The organism is Amycolatopsis sp. ATCC 39116 (assembly GCF_000231075.2).
Taxonomy (GTDB): Bacteria; Actinomycetota; Actinomycetes; order Mycobacteriales; family Pseudonocardiaceae; genus Amycolatopsis_E; species Amycolatopsis_E tucumanensis.
Genome location: NZ_AFWY03000032.1, coordinates 1 through 16,625, shown reverse-complemented (window position 1 = coordinate 16,625; position 16,625 = coordinate 1). Strand labels below are relative to the sequence as shown.

16 protein-coding genes and 1 pseudogene are annotated in these 16,625 nt (G+C 74.5%); 12 read left to right on the top strand and 5 right to left on the bottom strand.

What is annotated here, in order from left to right:
• Positions 1-213 precede the first annotated feature (213 nt).
• Positions 214-1,122 (top strand): proteasome assembly chaperone family protein, encoded by a 909-nt coding sequence (locus AMY39116_RS0326695; protein ID WP_020420677.1) that lies wholly within the window; start codon positions 214-216, stop codon positions 1,120-1,122.
• Positions 1,123-1,198: 76 nt separating this feature from the next.
• On the opposite strand, the gene AMY39116_RS0326690 is transcribed toward AMY39116_RS0326695, so the two are convergent.
• Entirely contained in the window at positions 1,199-2,530 is a 1,332-nt protein-coding gene (locus AMY39116_RS0326690; protein ID WP_020420676.1) for a carboxylesterase/lipase family protein, read from the bottom strand.
• A gap of 669 nt (positions 2,531-3,199) precedes the next feature.
• Between AMY39116_RS0326690 and AMY39116_RS0326685 the strand changes: the two genes are divergently transcribed.
• The 3 genes from AMY39116_RS0326685 (at position 3,200) to AMY39116_RS46855 (ending at position 5,908) form a co-directional block, all read left to right on the top strand.
• On the top strand, positions 3,200-4,492 hold the full coding sequence (locus AMY39116_RS0326685) for a phosphoribosyltransferase family protein (protein WP_020420675.1): 1,293 nt from the start codon (positions 3,200-3,202) through the stop codon (positions 4,490-4,492).
• A 78-nt stretch (positions 4,493-4,570) separates the two neighbouring features.
• Positions 4,571-5,584 (top strand): acyl-CoA dehydrogenase family protein, encoded by a 1,014-nt coding sequence (locus AMY39116_RS0326680; protein ID WP_020420674.1) that lies wholly within the window; start codon positions 4,571-4,573, stop codon positions 5,582-5,584.
• 147 nt (positions 5,585-5,731) lie between these two features.
• Positions 5,732-5,908, top strand: coding sequence for a hypothetical protein (locus tag AMY39116_RS46855; protein ID WP_020420673.1), 177 nt, complete (start codon positions 5,732-5,734; stop codon positions 5,906-5,908).
• 42 nt (positions 5,909-5,950) lie between these two features.
• Here the strand turns inward: AMY39116_RS46855 and AMY39116_RS0326670 are convergent, their stop codons facing one another.
• Positions 5,951-6,919 carry a TIGR03557 family F420-dependent LLM class oxidoreductase gene (locus AMY39116_RS0326670; RefSeq protein ID WP_020420672.1) on the bottom strand — a complete coding sequence of 323 codons (969 nt, stop codon included), beginning with the start codon at positions 6,917-6,919 and terminating at the stop codon, positions 5,951-5,953.
• Positions 6,920-6,976: 57 nt separating this feature from the next.
• Positions 6,977-7,552, bottom strand: a complete 576-nt coding sequence (locus AMY39116_RS0326665; protein ID WP_039791774.1) for a CoA pyrophosphatase — start codon at positions 7,550-7,552, stop codon at positions 6,977-6,979.
• 80 nt (positions 7,553-7,632) lie between these two features.
• Between AMY39116_RS0326665 and AMY39116_RS0326660 the strand changes: the two genes are divergently transcribed.
• Complete coding sequence (locus tag AMY39116_RS0326660) at positions 7,633-9,654, top strand: acyltransferase family protein (protein WP_020420670.1); 2,022 nt, start codon at positions 7,633-7,635, stop codon at positions 9,652-9,654.
• Positions 9,655-9,820: 166 nt separating this feature from the next.
• Positions 9,821-10,195, top strand: coding sequence for a hypothetical protein (locus AMY39116_RS0326655; protein WP_235716228.1), 375 nt, complete (start codon positions 9,821-9,823; stop codon positions 10,193-10,195).
• Here the strand turns inward: AMY39116_RS0326655 and AMY39116_RS0326650 are convergent.
• Together AMY39116_RS0326650 and AMY39116_RS0326645 are read right to left on the bottom strand one after the other, a co-directional pair.
• Positions 10,182-10,595 (bottom strand): anti-sigma factor antagonist, encoded by a 414-nt coding sequence (locus AMY39116_RS0326650; protein WP_020420668.1) that lies wholly within the window; start codon positions 10,593-10,595, stop codon positions 10,182-10,184. The two genes, AMY39116_RS0326655 and AMY39116_RS0326650, sit on opposite strands and share 14 nt — an antisense overlap.
• Before the next feature lie 76 nt (positions 10,596-10,671).
• Positions 10,672-11,874: an MFS transporter gene (locus AMY39116_RS0326645; protein WP_020420667.1), complete on the bottom strand. Its 1,203-nt coding sequence runs from the start codon at positions 11,872-11,874 to the stop codon at positions 10,672-10,674.
• Between the two features lie 150 nt (positions 11,875-12,024).
• On the opposite strand from AMY39116_RS0326645, the gene AMY39116_RS0326640 reads away from it, so the two are divergent.
• From AMY39116_RS0326640 to AMY39116_RS43605, 6 genes and pseudogenes are all read left to right on the top strand, one after another.
• Positions 12,025-13,092 (top strand): iron ABC transporter permease, encoded by a 1,068-nt coding sequence (locus AMY39116_RS0326640; protein WP_020420666.1) that lies wholly within the window; start codon positions 12,025-12,027, stop codon positions 13,090-13,092.
• A complete protein-coding gene (locus AMY39116_RS0326635; RefSeq protein ID WP_020420665.1) occupies positions 13,092-13,874 on the top strand; it encodes an ABC transporter ATP-binding protein in 783 nt (260 codons plus the stop codon). Before AMY39116_RS0326640 ends, AMY39116_RS0326635 begins: the two co-directional genes overlap by 1 nt.
• A gap of 17 nt (positions 13,875-13,891) precedes the next feature.
• A complete protein-coding gene (locus AMY39116_RS0326630) occupies positions 13,892-14,857 on the top strand; it encodes an ABC transporter substrate-binding protein (RefSeq protein ID WP_020420664.1) in 966 nt (321 codons plus the stop codon).
• Between the two features lie 24 nt (positions 14,858-14,881).
• Positions 14,882-15,604 (top strand): methyltransferase, encoded by a 723-nt coding sequence (locus AMY39116_RS0326625; RefSeq protein ID WP_020420663.1) that lies wholly within the window; start codon positions 14,882-14,884, stop codon positions 15,602-15,604.
• Positions 15,601-16,404, top strand: a complete 804-nt coding sequence (locus tag AMY39116_RS0326620) for a Rossmann-like domain-containing protein (RefSeq protein ID WP_020420662.1) — start codon at positions 15,601-15,603, stop codon at positions 16,402-16,404. The genes AMY39116_RS0326625 and AMY39116_RS0326620 overlap by 4 nt, the downstream gene beginning before the upstream one ends.
• Positions 16,401-16,625 (top strand): annotated as a pseudogene (locus tag AMY39116_RS43605) (hypothetical protein); the annotation flags it as partial. The gene AMY39116_RS0326620 and the pseudogene AMY39116_RS43605, both read left to right, overlap by 4 nt.

Sequence of the window (16,625 nt, the reverse complement as noted above, 5' to 3'; positions counted from 1 at the left end):
GGGCGGTCCTCGTGGTCCAGCGGCGACGTTGATCACGCTCGGTGTACCGGCCGTGACGGAGAGATCCAACCTAGCATTCCTGAACATTGTTCTTAACCGGTTTCGCCCGAGTGGCGCAGTAACCCGGTGGAAGTAAGCCCTTCGACGGGATGGATCGCAGCCCTCGCTACGTTGAGTGTCGAGGAGAGAGGTGCCCGGAACAGGCTGGAGGCTGTGGTGTTCGATCCGACGGATCTCTACGAGGTGGACTCGGAGCTCCCGGAGTTGAGCGGGGCGGTGCTGTTGCACCAGCTCGACGGCTTCATGGACGCCGGCCACGCCGGCGCGCTGGTGAGCGAGCACCTCAAGGCGAACTGGGACAACCGGGTGGTGGCCCGGTTCGATGTGGACCGGCTGATCGACTACCGGGCGCGGCGGCCGGTGATGACGTTCGACACCGACCACTGGGAGAGCTACGACACACCCGAGCTGGCGGTGCGGCTGTTCCACGACGAGGTCGGCACGCCCTTCCTGTTGCTGAGCGGGCCGGAGCCGGACGGGCTGTGGGAGCGCTACGCGGCCGCGGTGCGGACGCTCGTGGAGCGCTGGGACGTGCGGATGACCGTGTCGTTCCACGGGATCCCGATGGGCGCGCCGCACACGCGCCCCCTCGGGGTGACCGCGCACGCCACGCGGCGCGAGCTGATCGGTGACTACGACCCGGTGCTCAACCGGCTGGAGGTGCCGGGCAGCGCGCTGAACCTGACGGAGTTCCGCCTCGGCGAGGCCGGGCACGACGCCGTCGGGTTCGCCGCGCACGTGCCGCACTACCTCGCGCAGTCCCGCTACCCGGCGGCGGCGCTGACCGTGCTGGGCTCGATCACCCGGCTGGCGGGGCTGTCCCTGCCGGACGAGGCGCTGCGCGCGGCTTCCCGCCGCACCGACGCGGAGATCGCCCGGCAGGTGGCCGAATCCGACGAGGTGGCCGACGTGGTGCACGCGCTGGAGCGGCAGTACGACCTGTTCGTCGAGGCGATGGACGAGAAGAAGACGCTGCTGGCCGACGAGACCGCGATGCCGACCGCGGAGGAGCTGGGCGCGGAGTTCGAACGCTTCCTGGCGGAGCAGGACCGGCGGGACTGACCCCGGCTGCGCGGGTGGCCGGCGGCGCGCCGGCCACCCACCCGCGCAGCCTGTGGTGGATTTCCGCCGGATGTCCTCAGGGGAGCCGGTGCGGCGCCCGCTTCGGCGTGTGCCGCGGCCATCCCGGGGACGGCGTGCCGGTCTTGGCGAACGACAGCCACGCCGCGCGCAGTTCGCGGCCCAGTTCGGTCAGCGCGCTCCACTCGGCGCCGGCCAGCATGGGCGCGTTCCGCCACGCCGGCTCGTCGCCCAGCAGGAACGGCAGGTCCACACAGTGCCCGGCGCCGTAGGGCGAGGACGGCGCGCCCCAGTCGAACACGTAGCTGTACACCCGCCCGCCGCGCGCGGCGAGCTGGTCGGCGAACGCCCGCGACGGCGCCGCGAACATCCACCGCGTCACACCGGCCTTCAGCGCGGCCACCCCGCGCGCGCTGACCGGGGACCGTTCCAGCTGCGCGATTCCCGGTTTGCCGGTGAGGAACGAGTTCATCTCCGCCGCCGTGGTGCCGATCAGCACGTCGACGTCCGGGGCGAACCGCGCCCGCTGCGACATCCAGTGCGCGACGCTCGGCAGCGGCGGCGCGTCGGCGACCGGGCAGAACGGCGGCACCGAGTACAGCCCGCCCGGGCCGGCGGCCTTCACGATCGTCTCGTTCTGCGCGCGCAGAACCTCCGTCACCGGGGCGGTCCGCGGATCGGCGCCCAGCGCGGCGGTGAACAACCGCGCGGTGCGCGCCGCGGTGCGGGCGCCGGCCAGGCGGAGGCCCAGCGGCGCGCTCTGCAGGATCGCCCGCCGGAACAGGCCGCGCGATTCCGGCAGCGCCATCAGGCACGCGATCGAGTGCGCGCCCGCGGACTGCCCGAACACGGTGACGTCGTCCGGGTCCCCGCCGAAGGCCGCGGCGTTCTCCCGCACCCACCGCAGCGCGGCGAGCTGGTCCAGCAGGCCGAGGTTGCCCGGCGAGACCCCGGGCAGGCGCAGGTAGCCGAGCGCGCCGAGCCGGTAGTTGGGCGCCACGAACACGACGTCGCCCTCGGTGACGAGCCGGTGTCCGCCGTAGAACCCGAACGAGTTCGCGCCGGTCACGTAGGCGCCGCCGTGCAGCCACACCATGACCGGCCGCTTGCGGTCGTCGGCGGCGGGCGTGAGGACCGTCAGGTTGAGGCAGTCCTCGTCCTGGTCCGGCACGTCCGCCGGGACGCCCATCACGCCGTCCGGCCGCACCGGCGGCTGCGGGCTGACCGGGCCGTGGCGGGTGGCGTCGCGGATGCCGGTCCACGGCTCGACGGGCTCCGGCGGGGCGAACCGGGCCGCGCGCGCGAACGGGACGCCGCGGAACTCGGCAAGGCCGTCGGCCGTGACGAATCCGCGAAGCTTGCCGCCACCGGCGGCCACCACGGTGTCCACACCACAACTGTAACCGCGGGCCGCAGTGGATGATCGCGGAGCGGATTTCGCCGCGAGCGCCTCAGGAGGGGGTGTTCAGCCCGGCCGGGGACGGTCGCCTCGGACACTCGTCCGGGCGGCGCAGGCGACCAGGTTGGCCTGGTCGCCGCTGCTGCCGCTCGGCCGCGCTCCGCCGGTGTGCCCGCTCGGCTGCCGGTGCGAGAGCTCCGGCGGGCGGTGGCGGCGCGGGCCACTGGGCGGCGGATGGTCGCCTCTGGGCTGGCCGCTCGCTGGTGTCGCCCGTCTCGGGGGATTGGTGCGGCTTGGTTGCCGCTGCTGCCCCTCGCCTGTGCCGCCGTTGCGCGCGGTCGCGCGCCGCGTGGCTACGGTGCGCGGCCCTGGCGCCAGTCCACTGGGCCGGGAATGGTCGCTTCCGGAGGGGCCACCCGACGATGGCACCCGTCCGGGGCATCCGGCGGCGAGGTAGGGCAGTGCAGCTCGGCTGCCACCACGCACCGCCGTTCCGCCCGGCCGCCGGTGCGAGACCCCCGGCGCGAGCCCACCCACTGACCACGGAACGTGCCCGGCCGCTCCGGGGCCGCCGTTCGGCCCAGTGAGGTCCTACGACTCTCGCCGCGGGGCGGGGACGCCGCTACGGTCGCCGGAGAACTTCGCGGAGGAGGTGCTCCGATGCCGTTCACCGACCGGAGGGACGCCGGCCGTCGCCTCGGGGCGCGGCTGGTCCGGTGGCGAGGCAGCGACGCGGTGGTGCTGGGGCTGCCGCGCGGGGGCGTGCCGGTCGCGGCTGAGGTGGCGCGCGCGCTCGGCGCGCCGCTCGACGTGCTCCTGGTGCGCAAGCTCGGCCTGCCGTTCCAGCCGGAACTCGCGCTGGGCGCGATCGGCGAGGGCGGGCTGCGCCTGGTGAACCCCGTGCTGGTGCGGCGGTTCGGGATCAGCGAGGCGGAACTGGCCGCGGTGGAGGCCGCGGAACGGTCCGAACTGGACCGTCGCGCCGCGCGCTTCCGGTCCGGACGGACGCGGACGCCGCTGGCTGGCCGGACCGCGATCGTCGTCGACGACGGGGTGGCCACCGGCTCGAGCGCGCGCGTCGCGGTGGCGGCCGCGCGGGCGGCGGGCGCGGCGTGGGTCGTGGTCGCGGTGCCGGTCGGCGCTCGCCAGGCGGTGGAGGCCCTGCGCGAGGACGCCGACGACGTGGTGTGCCTGGAGTGCCCGGCGGCGTTCACCGCGGTGGGGCAGTGGTACGAGGACTTCATGCAGACCCCGGACGAGGAGGTCGCGCGGCTGCTGGCAGGCGAAACCGGGGACCCGGATCCGGTGACGGGCGACGAGGAGGTCACCGTCTTCGCCGGGGCGGTGCCGCTCGGTGGGCGGCTGACGGTGCCGGAGCGCGCGGCGGGGATCGTCGTGTTCGCGCACGGCAGCGGCAGCGGCCGGTACAGTCCGCGGGCGCGCTCGGCCGCGGAGCCCCTGCACCGCGCCGGCATCGCCACGCTGCTGGTCGACCTGCTGACCCCGAGCGAGGAGGCCGACCGGGCACGCGTGTTCGCCGTCGAGCTGCTGGCCAGCCGGCTGGTCGAGGTGACGCGGTGGGTGCGCGCGCGGACCGGGCTGCCGGTCGGCTACTTCGGCACGGGCACCGGGGCCGCGGCGGCGCTGCTGGCGGCCACCGACTACCGGGTCGAGGTGGCGGCGGTCGTGGCGCGCGGCGGGCGGCCCGACCTCGCCGCGAAGCGCCTCGGCTGGGTCCGGACCCCGACCATGTTCATCGCGGGCGCCTTCGACACCGGTGTGCTGGAGCTGAACCGGAAGGCGCGCGCCCAGCTCCGCGGCGAGGCGCACCTCGCGGTCGTGCCCGGGGCCACGCACCTGTTCGAGGAGCCCGGCGCACTGGACGAAGCCGCGTGCCTGGCCAGGGACTGGTTCCGGAGGCACCTGACGCCGGTGACCGTCGACGGCGGCTGACCGCCCGCGCGGCGTTTCCGGCCAGGCCTGCGGGGTAGTAACGCGCTGTTCCCGATTCCGCACGCTAGGTGGTGGCCGGTGGCGCTCGACCACACCGTCCTGCTCGGCTCGGTCCTCGAGTCCACGATCGCCCCGCAGGCCGACCAGGTGGACCGCGCCGGGCGGTTCCCGCGCTCCGCGGTGACCGCGCTCGGCGAGATCGGGCTGCTGGGACTGGCCAGCGCGACCGCGGTCGGCGGCGGGGGAGCGGGTCTCGCGGAGACCGCGCGCGTGATCGAGCGGCTGGCCGGCGTGTGCGGCTCGACCGCGATGGTCCTGCTGACGCACTACGCGGCCACGGCCGTGGTGGAGGCGCACGGCCCGCCGTCGCTGCGTGGCGCCATCGCCCGCGGCGAGCACCTGGCGACGCTCGCGCTCGGCGAGCCGGGCGACCGGTGCGCCGTGACGAGGACCGGCGGCGCCGTCGTGCTGGACGGCACCAAGACGTGGGTCACAGCGGCGGGCGAGGCGGACAGCTACGTGTGGTGCTACGGCTCGGCCGCCGCGCTGGTCGCTGCCGACACGCCGGGTCTGCGGGCCGGCGCTCCGTTCGACGGTCTCGGTCTGCGGGGCTGCGCGGCCACGTCGATGACCGCGGACCGCGTCGAGGTCCCCGCCGACGCCGTGGTGACCGAGGGCCTGGACCACGCGCTCCCGGTCTTCCTCGTGCTCGGCGCCGCGTTCTCGCTCGGCCTGACCGAGGCGATGCTCGCCGACACGGCCGGGCGCGTGCCGGAGAGCCGGGAGCTCGCCGCGCTGCGCGCCAGGGCCGACCTGTTGCGCGTGTTCTGCGACGACACCGTCGCGGCGGTCGCCGGAGGCCGGGCGGACGCCCGGGTGCGCGCCGCGCAGGCGAGGCTCGCCGGGGCGGAGACCGCGACCGAGGTGGGCGACCGGCTGCTCCGGCTGTGCGGCTTCGCGGCCGCGCGCAAGGAGCTGGCCGTCGAGCGGCACTACCGGGACGCCCTCACCGCCAGGGTGATGACCCCCACGGGTGAGACTCTCCAGGAGTTCGGCGGGCAGGATGCCGTTGGCCAGCCACTATTCCGCTGAACCGACCGTCCACAATAGACGATCGAATTTTCCGGCGCGTTCCCCGGCGTGTCGGCTTGCGTGCACTCGAACAGGTGTTCTAGTGTTCGACGCGGCCGGTCGGGGAGTGACGGGCCGCACCAGGACGACAGGGGCAGGGGAGTAGTGATGGCCTACAAGATCACGCACGTGTCACGCGCACAGGAGATCCGGTTCCCAACCCAGGCGGCGGCGGAGCACTACGCCGACCGGCTCGGCGGCGGGCTGGACAAGTGGCAGGTCCGCGAGGCCGGCGCCGAGGAGCCGGGCGCGGTGAGCATCGCGGAGCCCGCGAACCGGAACTGAGGCACATCCGGTGGGGGCCCGGCAGCCCCCACCGGACGCCGGTCAGCCCGGCGTCAGCGACCGGATCCGCTTGCCCAGCTCACGCTGGAAGAACTCCAGGAACCCGTCCGGGTCGGGCCCCGCGTTCTGCATCACCAGGTGGTCGAACCCGGCGTCGACGAACGGCTGCGCCACCTCCACGTACCGGTCGACGTCGTTGCCGCACGCGAACTTGCCCAGCACGTCCTCCTCGCGCACGGTCGCCGAGGCGGCCGCGAAGTTCACCGGGTTCGGCAGTTCGCTCATCACCTTCCACCCGGTCAGCGCCCACCGCGACGTCTCCAGCGCGGCTCGCGCGGCCGTGTGCGGGTCCTCCGCCCACGCCATCGGCACCTCCGCGTACCGCGGGCCGTCGCCGCCCGCCGCGGTGTAGTGCGAGACGACGTGCGCCTTCGGCTCGGTCGCGAACAGCCCGTCACCCAGCTCGCCCGCCAGTTCGGCCGACTCCTTGCCGCTCGCGGCGACCGCGATCGGCGGCAGCTCGTCGGGCAGGTCGAACACCCGCGCGTCGGCCAGGGTGAGGTGCTTGCCCTCGTAGGACTGGTAGCCGCCCCGCCACAGCAGCCGGATGATCTCCAGCGCCTCCCGCAGCCGCTCGTGGCGCCCGGGCACCGTCTCCGGGAAACCCGGCCCCACCACGTGCTCGTTGAGCCGCTCGCCCGCGCCGACACCGAGCGTGAACCGGCCGTCGGACACGAGTGCGAGAGTCGCCGCGGCCTGCGCGATGATCGCCGGGTGGTAACGCACCGTCGGGCAGGTCACCCCGGTCGCCAGCCCGATCCGTTCGGTCTTCGCCGCGATCGTGCCCAGCACGGTCCACGCGAACGGCGAGTGCCCCTGGTTGTCCAGCCACGGGTGGAAGTGGTCGCTGATCTCCACGAAGTCGAAGCCCGCCTGCTCCGCGGCCACCGCCTGCCGGACCAGCTCCTTCGGCCCGAACGCCTCGGCGGCCAGCTTGTACCCGATCCGCACGTCGCTCTCCCTCCGTCCCCCGCGGCGTACCCGGCCGCGGCGCGCGGAAACGGCACGTCACCGCCAGGCGAACACGGGTTGCTCGAAGTGGGCGACACGGGTGGCGCGGCCGTACAGCGCCGCCTCCCGGAACTGGTAGAGCACCGCGGCCGTCGGCGCGTGCACGAGGTGCCCGGCCAGCGGCAGCTGGATCACCGGCCGGTCCGACTCGGGGATCGTCAGGAACCGCGGCTCGACCGCGAGGTCCGGCACGGGGATCACGTGCACGTGCGCCACCTCGTCCGGGTTCGGCCGCAGCGGCACCTCGCCGGGCAGCCGCACGACCACCGGCGTGATCACGTAACCCGAGCGGGTCGGGTAGTCGTCGAGCAGGCCGACGCAGTCCGCGCGGGTCGCGGTGACGCCGAGTTCCTCCTCCAGCTCCCGCAGCGCCGCGCCGACCGCGTCCTCGCCCGGATCGACCCGGCCGCCGGGCAGCGCGAACTGCCCGGGGTGGGCGCGCATCCCGGTCGCGCGCCGCGTCAGCCAGATCACCGGTTCGCCGCCCGACACCACGATCGCGACCGCCGCCGCGCGCCGCCCGTCCAGCGGCACGGCCACCCGCGGGAAGGTCTCGATCACGTCGGTCCGCATCCTGCCGACCCTAGCCGGAGCCGGGAACGGCCATGGGTAACCTCGGTCTCGCCCGGGACGCCGAGTGAGGAAAGGTGCCGATGACCCCGCCCCACCCGCGCACCCGGTCCATCCCCGAAAAGCGGTATCGCCCCGAGATCGAAGGCCTGCGCGCGCTCGCCTGCGTCCTGGTGGTCGTCTACCACGTGTGGCTGGGCCGGATCTCCGGCGGCGTCGACGTGTTCTTCTTCCTGACCGGCTTCCTGATCACCGGCCAGCTGTTCCGCGCCGGGCAGCGCGGCCGCATCGACGTCCGCGCGCTGTGGGGCCGCACGATCACGCGGCTGTTCCCGGCCGCGCTCACCGTGCTGCTCGTGGTGGTCGTGGCCGCCGCAATGGTGCTGCCGCAGGCCCGCTGGTTCGCCACCATCCGCGAGGTCGTCGCCGCCACGCTGTACCTGGAGAACTGGCAGCTCGCCGCGAACTCGGCGGACTACTTCGCCCGGCACAGCGACGCCAGCGTGGTGCAGCACTTCTGGTCGCTGTCCATCCAGGGCCAGTTCTACCTGGTGTGGCCGCTGCTGGTGGCCGCGCTCGCCTACGCCGCGCGCGGACGCCTGCGCGCCGCACTGACCGGCACGCTGCTGGTCCTGACCGCCGTGTCGCTGGCGTACTCGGTGTGGCTGACCGCGGCGAACCAGCCGCTGGCGTACTTCTCCGCGCTCACCAGGATCTGGGAGTTCGCGCTCGGCGGGCTGCTCGCGCTGGTCGTCGACGCGGTCACGCTGCCCCGCGCGCTGCGGATCGCGCTCGGCTGGCTGGGCGTCGCCGGGCTCGTCGCCTGCGGGCTCGTGTTGCAGGTCGGCACCGTGTTCCCGGGCTTCGCCGCGCTGTGGCCGGTCGCCTCGGCGGCGTTCGTGCTGCTCGCCGGCGCCACCGGCAGTCCCGCCGGCGCGGACCGGCTGCTGACCGCGCGGCCGCTGACCTGGCTCGGCAAGCTCAGCTTCCCGCTCTACCTGTGGCACTGGCCGGTGCTGGTGCTCTACCTGGTGCACCGCGGGCGGACCGAGGTCGGCCTGCTCGGCGGCGCGTTCGTCATCGGTCTGTCGCTCGCGCTCGCGGTGGCGACCCACCACCTGGTCGAGGCGCCGGTGCGCCGGTCCCAGCTGGCCGTGCGCGGCGCCTACCGGTTCGCCGTGCTGGCGATGATCCCCGTGCTGGCCGCCGCGGGCGCCTGGCAGATCGCCGGCCTCGCCCGGTCCGGGACGCCCGCCGCCGGTGGTCTCGACCACCCGGGCGCGCTGGCCCGCACGCCCGGTTTCGTCTACCGCGGCGCCGCCGACGTGGCGCCCGTGCCGTCGCCGGTCGAGCTGCCCGGCGACTGGGCCTGGATCGACGACTGCACCGAATCGCCGCGCGGCAGCGAACTGCTGGTGTGCGCCACGACGCCGGACGGCCCGCCGGAGAAGACCCTGGTCATCGTCGGCGACTCGCACCCCACCCAGTTCATCGCGGCGCTGGAACCGGTGGCGCAGCGGCGGAACTGGCAGCTGGTGGTGATGTCGCGGGGCGGGTGCCCGTTCTCCACCGAGTCCGAGATCGAGCCGGACGACCAGGCCTGCCGGGACTGGAACGCCGCGGCCGCCGACGAGATCCTGGACCTGCGGCCGGACGCGGTGTTCACCACCGCCACCCGGGACGTGCGGGCCGGCCTGACCGAGCGGACGCCGCCGGGGTTCGTCGCGCAGTGGCGGAAGATCGAGGCGGCCGGGATCCCGGTGCTCGCCGTGCGCGACAACCCCCGCTACGACTACGCGCCGTCGGAGTGCGTGGAGCTGCGCGGCGCGGACGCCCCCGAGTGCAACCCGCCGCGCGCCGACTTCTACGCCGACGAGCCGCCCTGGCTGTTCCTCGACGACGTTCCCCCGAACGTGTCGTTCCTGGACTTCAGCGACTACTACTGCGACGAGGCCGTCTGCCCGCCGGTGATCGGCAACGTGCTGGTCTACCTCGACGACAACCACGTCGGCGCGACCTACCTCGGCACCATGGACACGATCGTGGAACAGGCCATCGACGACGCCCTCGGGCCGCCGGAGCCGGAGCCGCCCGCGCCGGCCTGACACCCACGGTTCGTAGAGCCGCGATCCGCCGTCCGGGTGGCCGAGTGCGCCCGTCCGTGTGGTGCGCGCGGCCCGGCCGCGTGATTTCATTCGGTCCAAGGTTTGATGAATCCGCGCGTGGGTAGCGACGGCGGCCGTTGACGAGACAGCGGAGGTGTCCGGGTCCTTGACCGACTCACTGGACGAGCGCACGCCGGCCACGGCCGTGCGGCTCGACGGCCCGGAAGGGCTGGCGCCGCTGCGCAGGCGGGTGCGCGCGATGCTCGCCGACTGCCCGTCGACGGTCGTGATCGACGTGGTGCTCCTCGTGGACGAGCTGGCCGCGTCGGCGTGCGCCACCGGGTTCCCGCCGTTCGAAGTCCGGCTGAGCCGCACCGGGGACGTGCTGCGGGTGGAGGTCGACGGGGTGGGCGGGGCGCCGGAGCCGGGCATCGGCACCGGCGTGCTCGACGCGATCAGCACCCGGTGGGGCACCGGACCGCGCGGGGTGCTGTGGGCCGAGCGCGAGCTGCGGGCCCGCACGCGGTTCAGCAGCCGGTGAGCGCCTCGTCGCGGGTGGTGTAGACCGGCAGCCGCTGGTCCAGACCGGTGATCGCCAGCGGCCGGGCGGTCTGCCGCGTCGGGGCGACCACCCGGATCTCGGCGTGTTCACCCGCCTGGGCGAGCGCGGCCAGGCCGGCGGAGCCGAGGAAGTCCACCCCGCCGAGGTCGACCACCACGACGCGTGGCCGGTGCGCGGTCAGTTCCTCCAGCGCGCGGTTGAGCGGAGCCGCGGTGGCCACGTCGATGTCGCCGGCGACCTTCAGCACGGCGATCCCCGGCAGGGGCCAGAACACCTGCAGCCGCAGGGCTCCGGGCGCGGCCCGTTGCGCGGGGACCCGGGCCCCGCGGCGAACGGCCGTGCTCACGGCACCGGTGGAGTTGCGCGCCGGGTGGCTCATGACTCTCCTCCCCGTCAGCCCTGTCTGGCCTGGCTTCTTCTCGTAGGGTAATCATCCCCGCACGACGAGCACCAGTTCAGAGACGGTCACGCGGCTGGGCGAAATGTCGCGTCCCGGGCGCCAGCGCGGCCGCCGCGGGCGCGAGCAGGCACACCAGCGCGCACACGCTGAGCACCGGCCCGGCGCCGAATTCCGCCATCGCAGGCGCGATGAGCGCGAGACCGACCGGCGCCAGACCGTAGGACAGCAGGAAGTCCAAAGCGGACACCCGGGCGAGCTTGCCGGGCTCGACCTCGCGCTGGATCGCGGTGAACCACGGGACGTTGAACAGTTCGATGCCCACACCGGCGACCGCGTAGGCCGCGACGACCACCGCCGGGTGCACCGGCAGCAGCAGGCTCAGCGGGGCGACGGCGTAAGCGGCCAGTCCGGCCAGCGCCGTGCGGCCCGCCGCCCGGGGCGTCCACCGCGCGAGCAGCAGCGCGCCGCCCAGCGCGCCGAGCGTGTAGGCGGTCGTGGCGGCGGCGAGCACGGCTTCCGAGCCGTACCGGTCGCGGCTGACCAGCGGCAGTGCGACCCCGGTCGCCGAGTAGCCGGTGGCGATCACCGCGGTGAGCGCGAACAGCCCGGCGACGAACCACGGGTGGCGGCGGGCTTCGCGGATCCCGTCGGCGAACTCGGTGACGAACGAGGCGCGGGCGGTGGGGGCCGCCGTGAGCGGGCGCCCGGCGGGCGGGACAAGCGCGGCGGCCAGCCACAGCAGCCCGGTGCCCCACAGCAGGGCCGGCACGGGCAGCACGGTCGCCAGCAGCGCGGTCAGGCTCGGCGCGACCAGGGTGGTCACGCGCACGGACAGCGTGATCGCGGCGTTGGCGCGCTGCCGTCCCGCCTCGGCGACCACTTCGGCGGTCAGCGCCTGGAACGCCGGGCGGCACGCGCCCTGCCCGGCCCCGGCGACCGCGGCCGCCACGACGGCCACGGCGAGGGATCCGTGCAGCCCGGCCCCGATGACCGGGCTCGCCACGGCCGCCGCGGCTCCGGCGACGGCGACCACCCGCCGTCGCGGGAACCGGTCCGCCAGCACACCGCCGACCGGCACGGCCGCGAGGAACCCGATCGTGCGCGCGGCGAGGAGCACGCCCAGTCCGGCCGGGGTGAGCGAGGAGTCCAGGACGGCCAGGCCCAGGACGAACGGCAGCGCCCAGGTCGCCAGCCCGGAGGCCGTGGTGCCGCACCACAGGCGCAGGAACGCGGGGTCACGCAGGACGGGAGTGGTCACGGCGGGGGAGTTCCTCCTCGGTCGCGCTGGATGTCCGGCATCGAACTCTAGACGAAAATGATTATCGTTTGTAATATCGGGTCCGGTTCACGGAGAGTCAGCTGCTCGGGCCTCCGTCCTCCGCCGGTGGTAACGACAAGGGGGGTACTCGTGACGGTCGCCGTGACCGGTTCGCCGCCGGCCCGTGCCGTGACGGGTGCGCTCGCGGTGCCCGTGCTGGTCGTCGTGCTCGTGGTGTCCGTCGTGGCCGGAGTCGCGTTCGGACCGACCGTGGTGCCGCTACCGGACACCCTGCGGTACCTCGCGGCGGCGTTGACCGGCGGCGAAATCGGCGCGGACGAGGTGACCGGCTACTCGATCGTGTGGCAGGTCCGCACGCCGCGCGTGCTGCTGGCCGCCGTCGTCGGCGCCGGGCTGTCCGTGATCGGGGTGGCGGTGCAGGCGATGGTCCGCAACGCGCTCGCCGACCCGTTCGTGCTGGGCGTCTCCTCCGGCGCGTCGGTCGGCGCCAGCGCGGTGGTGTCCTTCGGGTTGTTCGGCGCGCTCGGCGTGTACGCGTTGTCGGCGGCGGCGTTCCTCGGCGCGCTCGCCGCGTCGGTGCTGGTGTACGTCGCCGCCCGTGGCCGCGCCGGGCTCACCCCGCTGCGGCTCGTGCTCACCGGTGTCGCGCTCGCCTACGGGTTCCAGGCGGTGATGAGCGTGATCGTGTTCTTCGCGCCGTTCGGCGAGGCCGCCCGCTCGGTGCTGTTCTGGCTGCTCGGCAGCCTCGGTGGCGCCACCTGGGGCGCGCTGCCGGTCGCGGTGGCCGCGGTCGCGCTGGCCGTGGTGGTGCTGCTGCGGCGCAGCCGGGCGCTGGACGTGCTGGCGCTGGGCGACGAGTCCGCCGCGAGCCTCGGTCTCGACGCCGATGCCCTGCGGCGGGAGCTGTTCCTGCTCACCGCGGTCGTGACCGGCGCGCTGGTCGCGGTCAGCGGCGCGGTCGGGTTCGTCGGTCTGGTCCTGCCGCACCTGGTGCGGATGGTGGCCGGACCGGGGCACCGGCGGGTGCTCGTGCTCGCGCCACTGGCCGGGGCGATCTTCCTGATCTGGGTCGACCTCGCCTCCCGCACCCTGTTCGCGCCGCGTGAGCTGCCGCTCGGGGTGATCACCGCGCTCATCGGGGTGCCCGTGTTCGTCGCCCTGCTGCGCGGCCGCGGCTACCTGTTCGGGGGCCGCTGATGGACCTCGCCCTCGATGCGGTCACCGTCGAGGCCGCCGGACGCAGACTGGTCGACGCGCTCAGCGTCAAGGCGGGCGACGGCGAGGTGGTCGGGCTGGTCGGCCCGAACGGCAGCGGCAAGTCCACCGCGCTGCGGTGCGTCTACCGGGCGCTGACGCCCAGCGCCGGCGCCGTCCTCGTGGGTGGCACAGACCTGAGTGGACTGTCCAACCGGGACAGCGCCCGGCTGGTCGCCGCGGTCACCCAGGAGGCGGGCACCGACCTGGACTTCACCGTCGCCGACGTGGTCGCGATGGGCCGGTTCCCGCACCACCCCGGCAACCGGGCGCTGAGCGAGCGCGAACGCGACCTCGTCCACCGCTGCCTGGAGCGGACCGGCGTCGCGCACCTGGCCGGGCGCGGCATCCTGTCGCTGTCCGGCGGCGAACGCCAGCGCGTGCTCATCGCCCGCGCCCTCGCGCAGGAACCGCGCATCCTGGTCCTCGACGAGCCGACCAACCACCTCGACGTGCGGCACCAGGTCGAACTGCTGTCGTTCCTGCGTTCCTGCGGTCTGACCGTGCTGGTCGCCCTGCACGACCTCAACCTCGCCGCGGCCACCTGCGACCGCGTGGCGGTGCTGCACGACGGGCGGCTCGCGGCCGCGGGCCCGCCCGGCGAGGTGCTCACCCCGGACCTCGTGCGCCGGGTCTTCGGCGTGACCCCGGTCCTGGTGACCCACCCGGTCACCGGGGCCCCGCAACTGCTCTGGACGTTCACCGATCGAGGAGGAAACCCGTGAGAGGGCGTTGGACAGCCGTGCTCGTGACGGTCGCGCTGGGTCTCACCGCGTGCGGCGCCGAGGTGCGGCCCGGCGGTGACACCGGCCCGGCGCCGGTGACCGTCGAGAACTGCGGGCACGCGATCACCTACCCGCTGCCGCAGCGCGCGGTCGCCTACGACATGAGCAGCACCGAGAAGATGTTCGCGCTCGGGCTGGCCGGCCGGATGCGCGGCATCGTCATGCCGCGCACCGCCGAACCCGCCGTGGCGCGCTCGCCGTACGTCGACGACTACCGCGCGGTGGAGACGCTGAGCACCGACGTGCTCAGCTTCGAAACCGTGGTCGGCGCGCAGGCCGACTGGGTCCTGGCGGGCTGGAACTCCGGCTTCAGCGAGGCCCGCGGCATCACACCGGCCAAACTGGACGGTGTCGGCATCCGCAGCTACCAGCACACCGAGAGCTGCTTCAACTACGGCGACCGGCCGGTCAAGGTGCCGCCGCTGGAGGCGCTCTACACCGACCTGCGCCAGATCGGGCAGATCTTCCACGTCCCCGACCGGGCCGAAGCGCTCGTCGCGGACCTGCAGGCCCGCGCCGCGGCGCTGCGGGCGAACGCGCCGGCGGGGGAGCCCGCGCGGGTGTTCATCTACGACTCCGGCACCGATCAGCCGTTCACCTCCGGCAATCAGGCCGCGCCGGACACCATCGTGTCGCTGGCGGGCGGCCGCAACATCGCCGGGAACCTGGACGCCCGCTGGACCACGATCGGCTGGGAACCGGTCGTGCGGGCCCAGCCCGAGGTGATCGCCGTCGTCGACTACGGCGACCGGCCGGTCGCCGACAAGATCGCCTTCCTGAAGTCCTTCCCACCGCTCGCGGACAGCCCCGCCGTGCGGGAGAACCGCTTCCACGTGCTGGACTACGGCGAGGCCGTGAGCGGCCCGCGCAACCTCGACGCCGCCGAGAAACTGGCCGGCTACCTGCGATCGCTCGGACGCTGACGAAAGACCGGAACGGACAGCGAAATGGACACTGTGGACACCGCACTGATCGACCGGCTCCCGCCGCCCCTGCCCGCCGAGCGGATCATCGCGCTCAACCAGCCGAAGGGCGACCTGCGCACCACCCGCCCCTACACCTGGCGCGGGTGGGAGTTCACCGCGCCGCCGGGCGTGTTCCTGCCCGGCGCGACCAGCCGGATGATCCACGAACGGGTCCTGGACGGCACCATCGAGGTCCGCGGCCGCGTCTACGCCGCGATGGGCAGCGGGCTCGGCGTCGAAGCCGTCGCCGCCGGCGTGCGCGGGGCACGCGAGGTCTACGCGATCGACGTGCACCCGGACAGCGTCGAAACCACGCGGCGGCACTACGAACGCATCGTGGGCACCCGGCCGGGCACCCGGTTCGTGCCGGTGGTCGCCGACCTCTTCGACGGGTTCCCGGACGGCGTGCGGCTGGACGTGATCACCTTCAACCCGCCCGCGGTGAGCCAGACGGTGAGCGACGACCCGGACGTCGTGCGCAACGTGTGCGTGGGCGCCCCGCTGCTGGAGCGGTTCTTCGCGCAGCTGGCCGGACGGCACCTGCTCGCGCCCGGCGGGCAGGTGTTCCTCATCGTGTCCAACACCGCGGACCTGCGCACGATCGTGCGGGACGCCGCCGGGCACGGGTTCGCCACCGAGGTCGCGCACCGCCACGACTGGGGGGACGGCGTGCTCACCTACCTGTTCCGGCTGGAGGCGGCGTGACCACCGTCGCCGCGCTGACCGCCGGAGTCCTCGCCGGGAAGCACGGCCCGGACCCGGCGGAGCTGACCGCCACCAGCGTCTTCTGGCTGCACCACGGCACCCGGCTGGCCGGCGGGGACGTGACCTACCGCAACTCCTACGTCCTGGTGCGGCTGGGCGCCGCGTTCGGCGCGTGCGCCTTCGAGACCGGGCAGCTGACACCGGAGGTGTGCGCCGAGTACTCCGGGGCGCCGCTGGCGGAGTTGCTGCGCCAGGAGTCCGTGCCGCTGCGGATCGCCGCGCTGGACGCCCACCTGTCGGCGGCCGCGCCGCACGAGGCGCAGACCGCGGCGGAGCCGGTCGTCCTGCCCGCCGGCACCCCCGAGGTCCGGGCACACGCCAGGGACGCGGCGATCGCCGGGCTGCTGGACATCGCTCCCGGCGCGCGGGTCGCCCTCATCGGCGTGGTGAACCCGCTCGTCGCGGCGATCCGCGAGCGCGGCGGGACCTGCCTGCCGTGCGACCTCAACCTGCGCCGCACCCAGTGGGGTGATCCGGTGACGCCGGAAATGGGGGAGGTGCTCGGCGTGGCGGACGCGGTCGTGGCGACCGGCATGACCCTGGGCAACGGGACGTTCGACGAGATCGTCCGCCGGTGCCGGGAGCGGTCCGTGCCGCTGGTCGTCTACGCGCAGACCGGCAGCGCGGTGGCCCGCGCGTTCCTCGGCGACGGGGTCAGCGCGCTGTCCGCGGAGCCGTTCCCGTTCTCGCAGTTCAGCGCGGCGCCCACCACGCTGTACCGGTACCGGGCGGCGGCGTGAGCGGTGTGGGGCACGCGCCCGGGCACCACGGCGAGATCCTGCAGGGCGTCTTCCGCGACCGCGGCCGCCGCTGCCGCGGGCTGGTCACGCTGCCGGTGCCCGGCGCGGTGACGCGCGCCGAGTTCGTGCCGGGGCCGGGTCCGCTGACGGTGAGCCCGCCGGACCGGCCAAGGCGCGGCGCGCCGCCGAACTGGCCGCCGCCGCGTGTGGCCGCCCGGCGG

What these genes read in the sequence shown, in the direction of transcription:
- AMY39116_RS0326685 (WP_020420675.1), top strand. Translation starts at nt 3,200, where the DNA reads ATGCCGTTCACCGACCGGAGGGACGCCGGCCGTCGCCTCGGGGCGCGG.
- AMY39116_RS46855 (WP_020420673.1), top strand. Translation starts at nt 5,732, where the DNA reads ATGGCCTACAAGATCACGCACGTGTCACGCGCACAGGAGATCCGGTTC.
- AMY39116_RS0326665 (WP_039791774.1), bottom strand. Translation starts at nt 7,552, where the DNA reads ATGCGGACCGACGTGATCGAGACCTTCCCGCGGGTGGCCGTGCCGCTG.
- AMY39116_RS0326660 (WP_020420670.1), top strand. Translation starts at nt 7,633, where the DNA reads ATGACCCCGCCCCACCCGCGCACCCGGTCCATCCCCGAAAAGCGGTAT.
- AMY39116_RS0326650 (WP_020420668.1), bottom strand. Translation starts at nt 10,595, where the DNA reads ATGAGCCACCCGGCGCGCAACTCCACCGGTGCCGTGAGCACGGCCGTT.
- AMY39116_RS0326635 (WP_020420665.1), top strand. Translation starts at nt 13,092, where the DNA reads ATGGACCTCGCCCTCGATGCGGTCACCGTCGAGGCCGCCGGACGCAGA.
- AMY39116_RS0326625 (WP_020420663.1), top strand. Translation starts at nt 14,882, where the DNA reads ATGGACACTGTGGACACCGCACTGATCGACCGGCTCCCGCCGCCCCTG.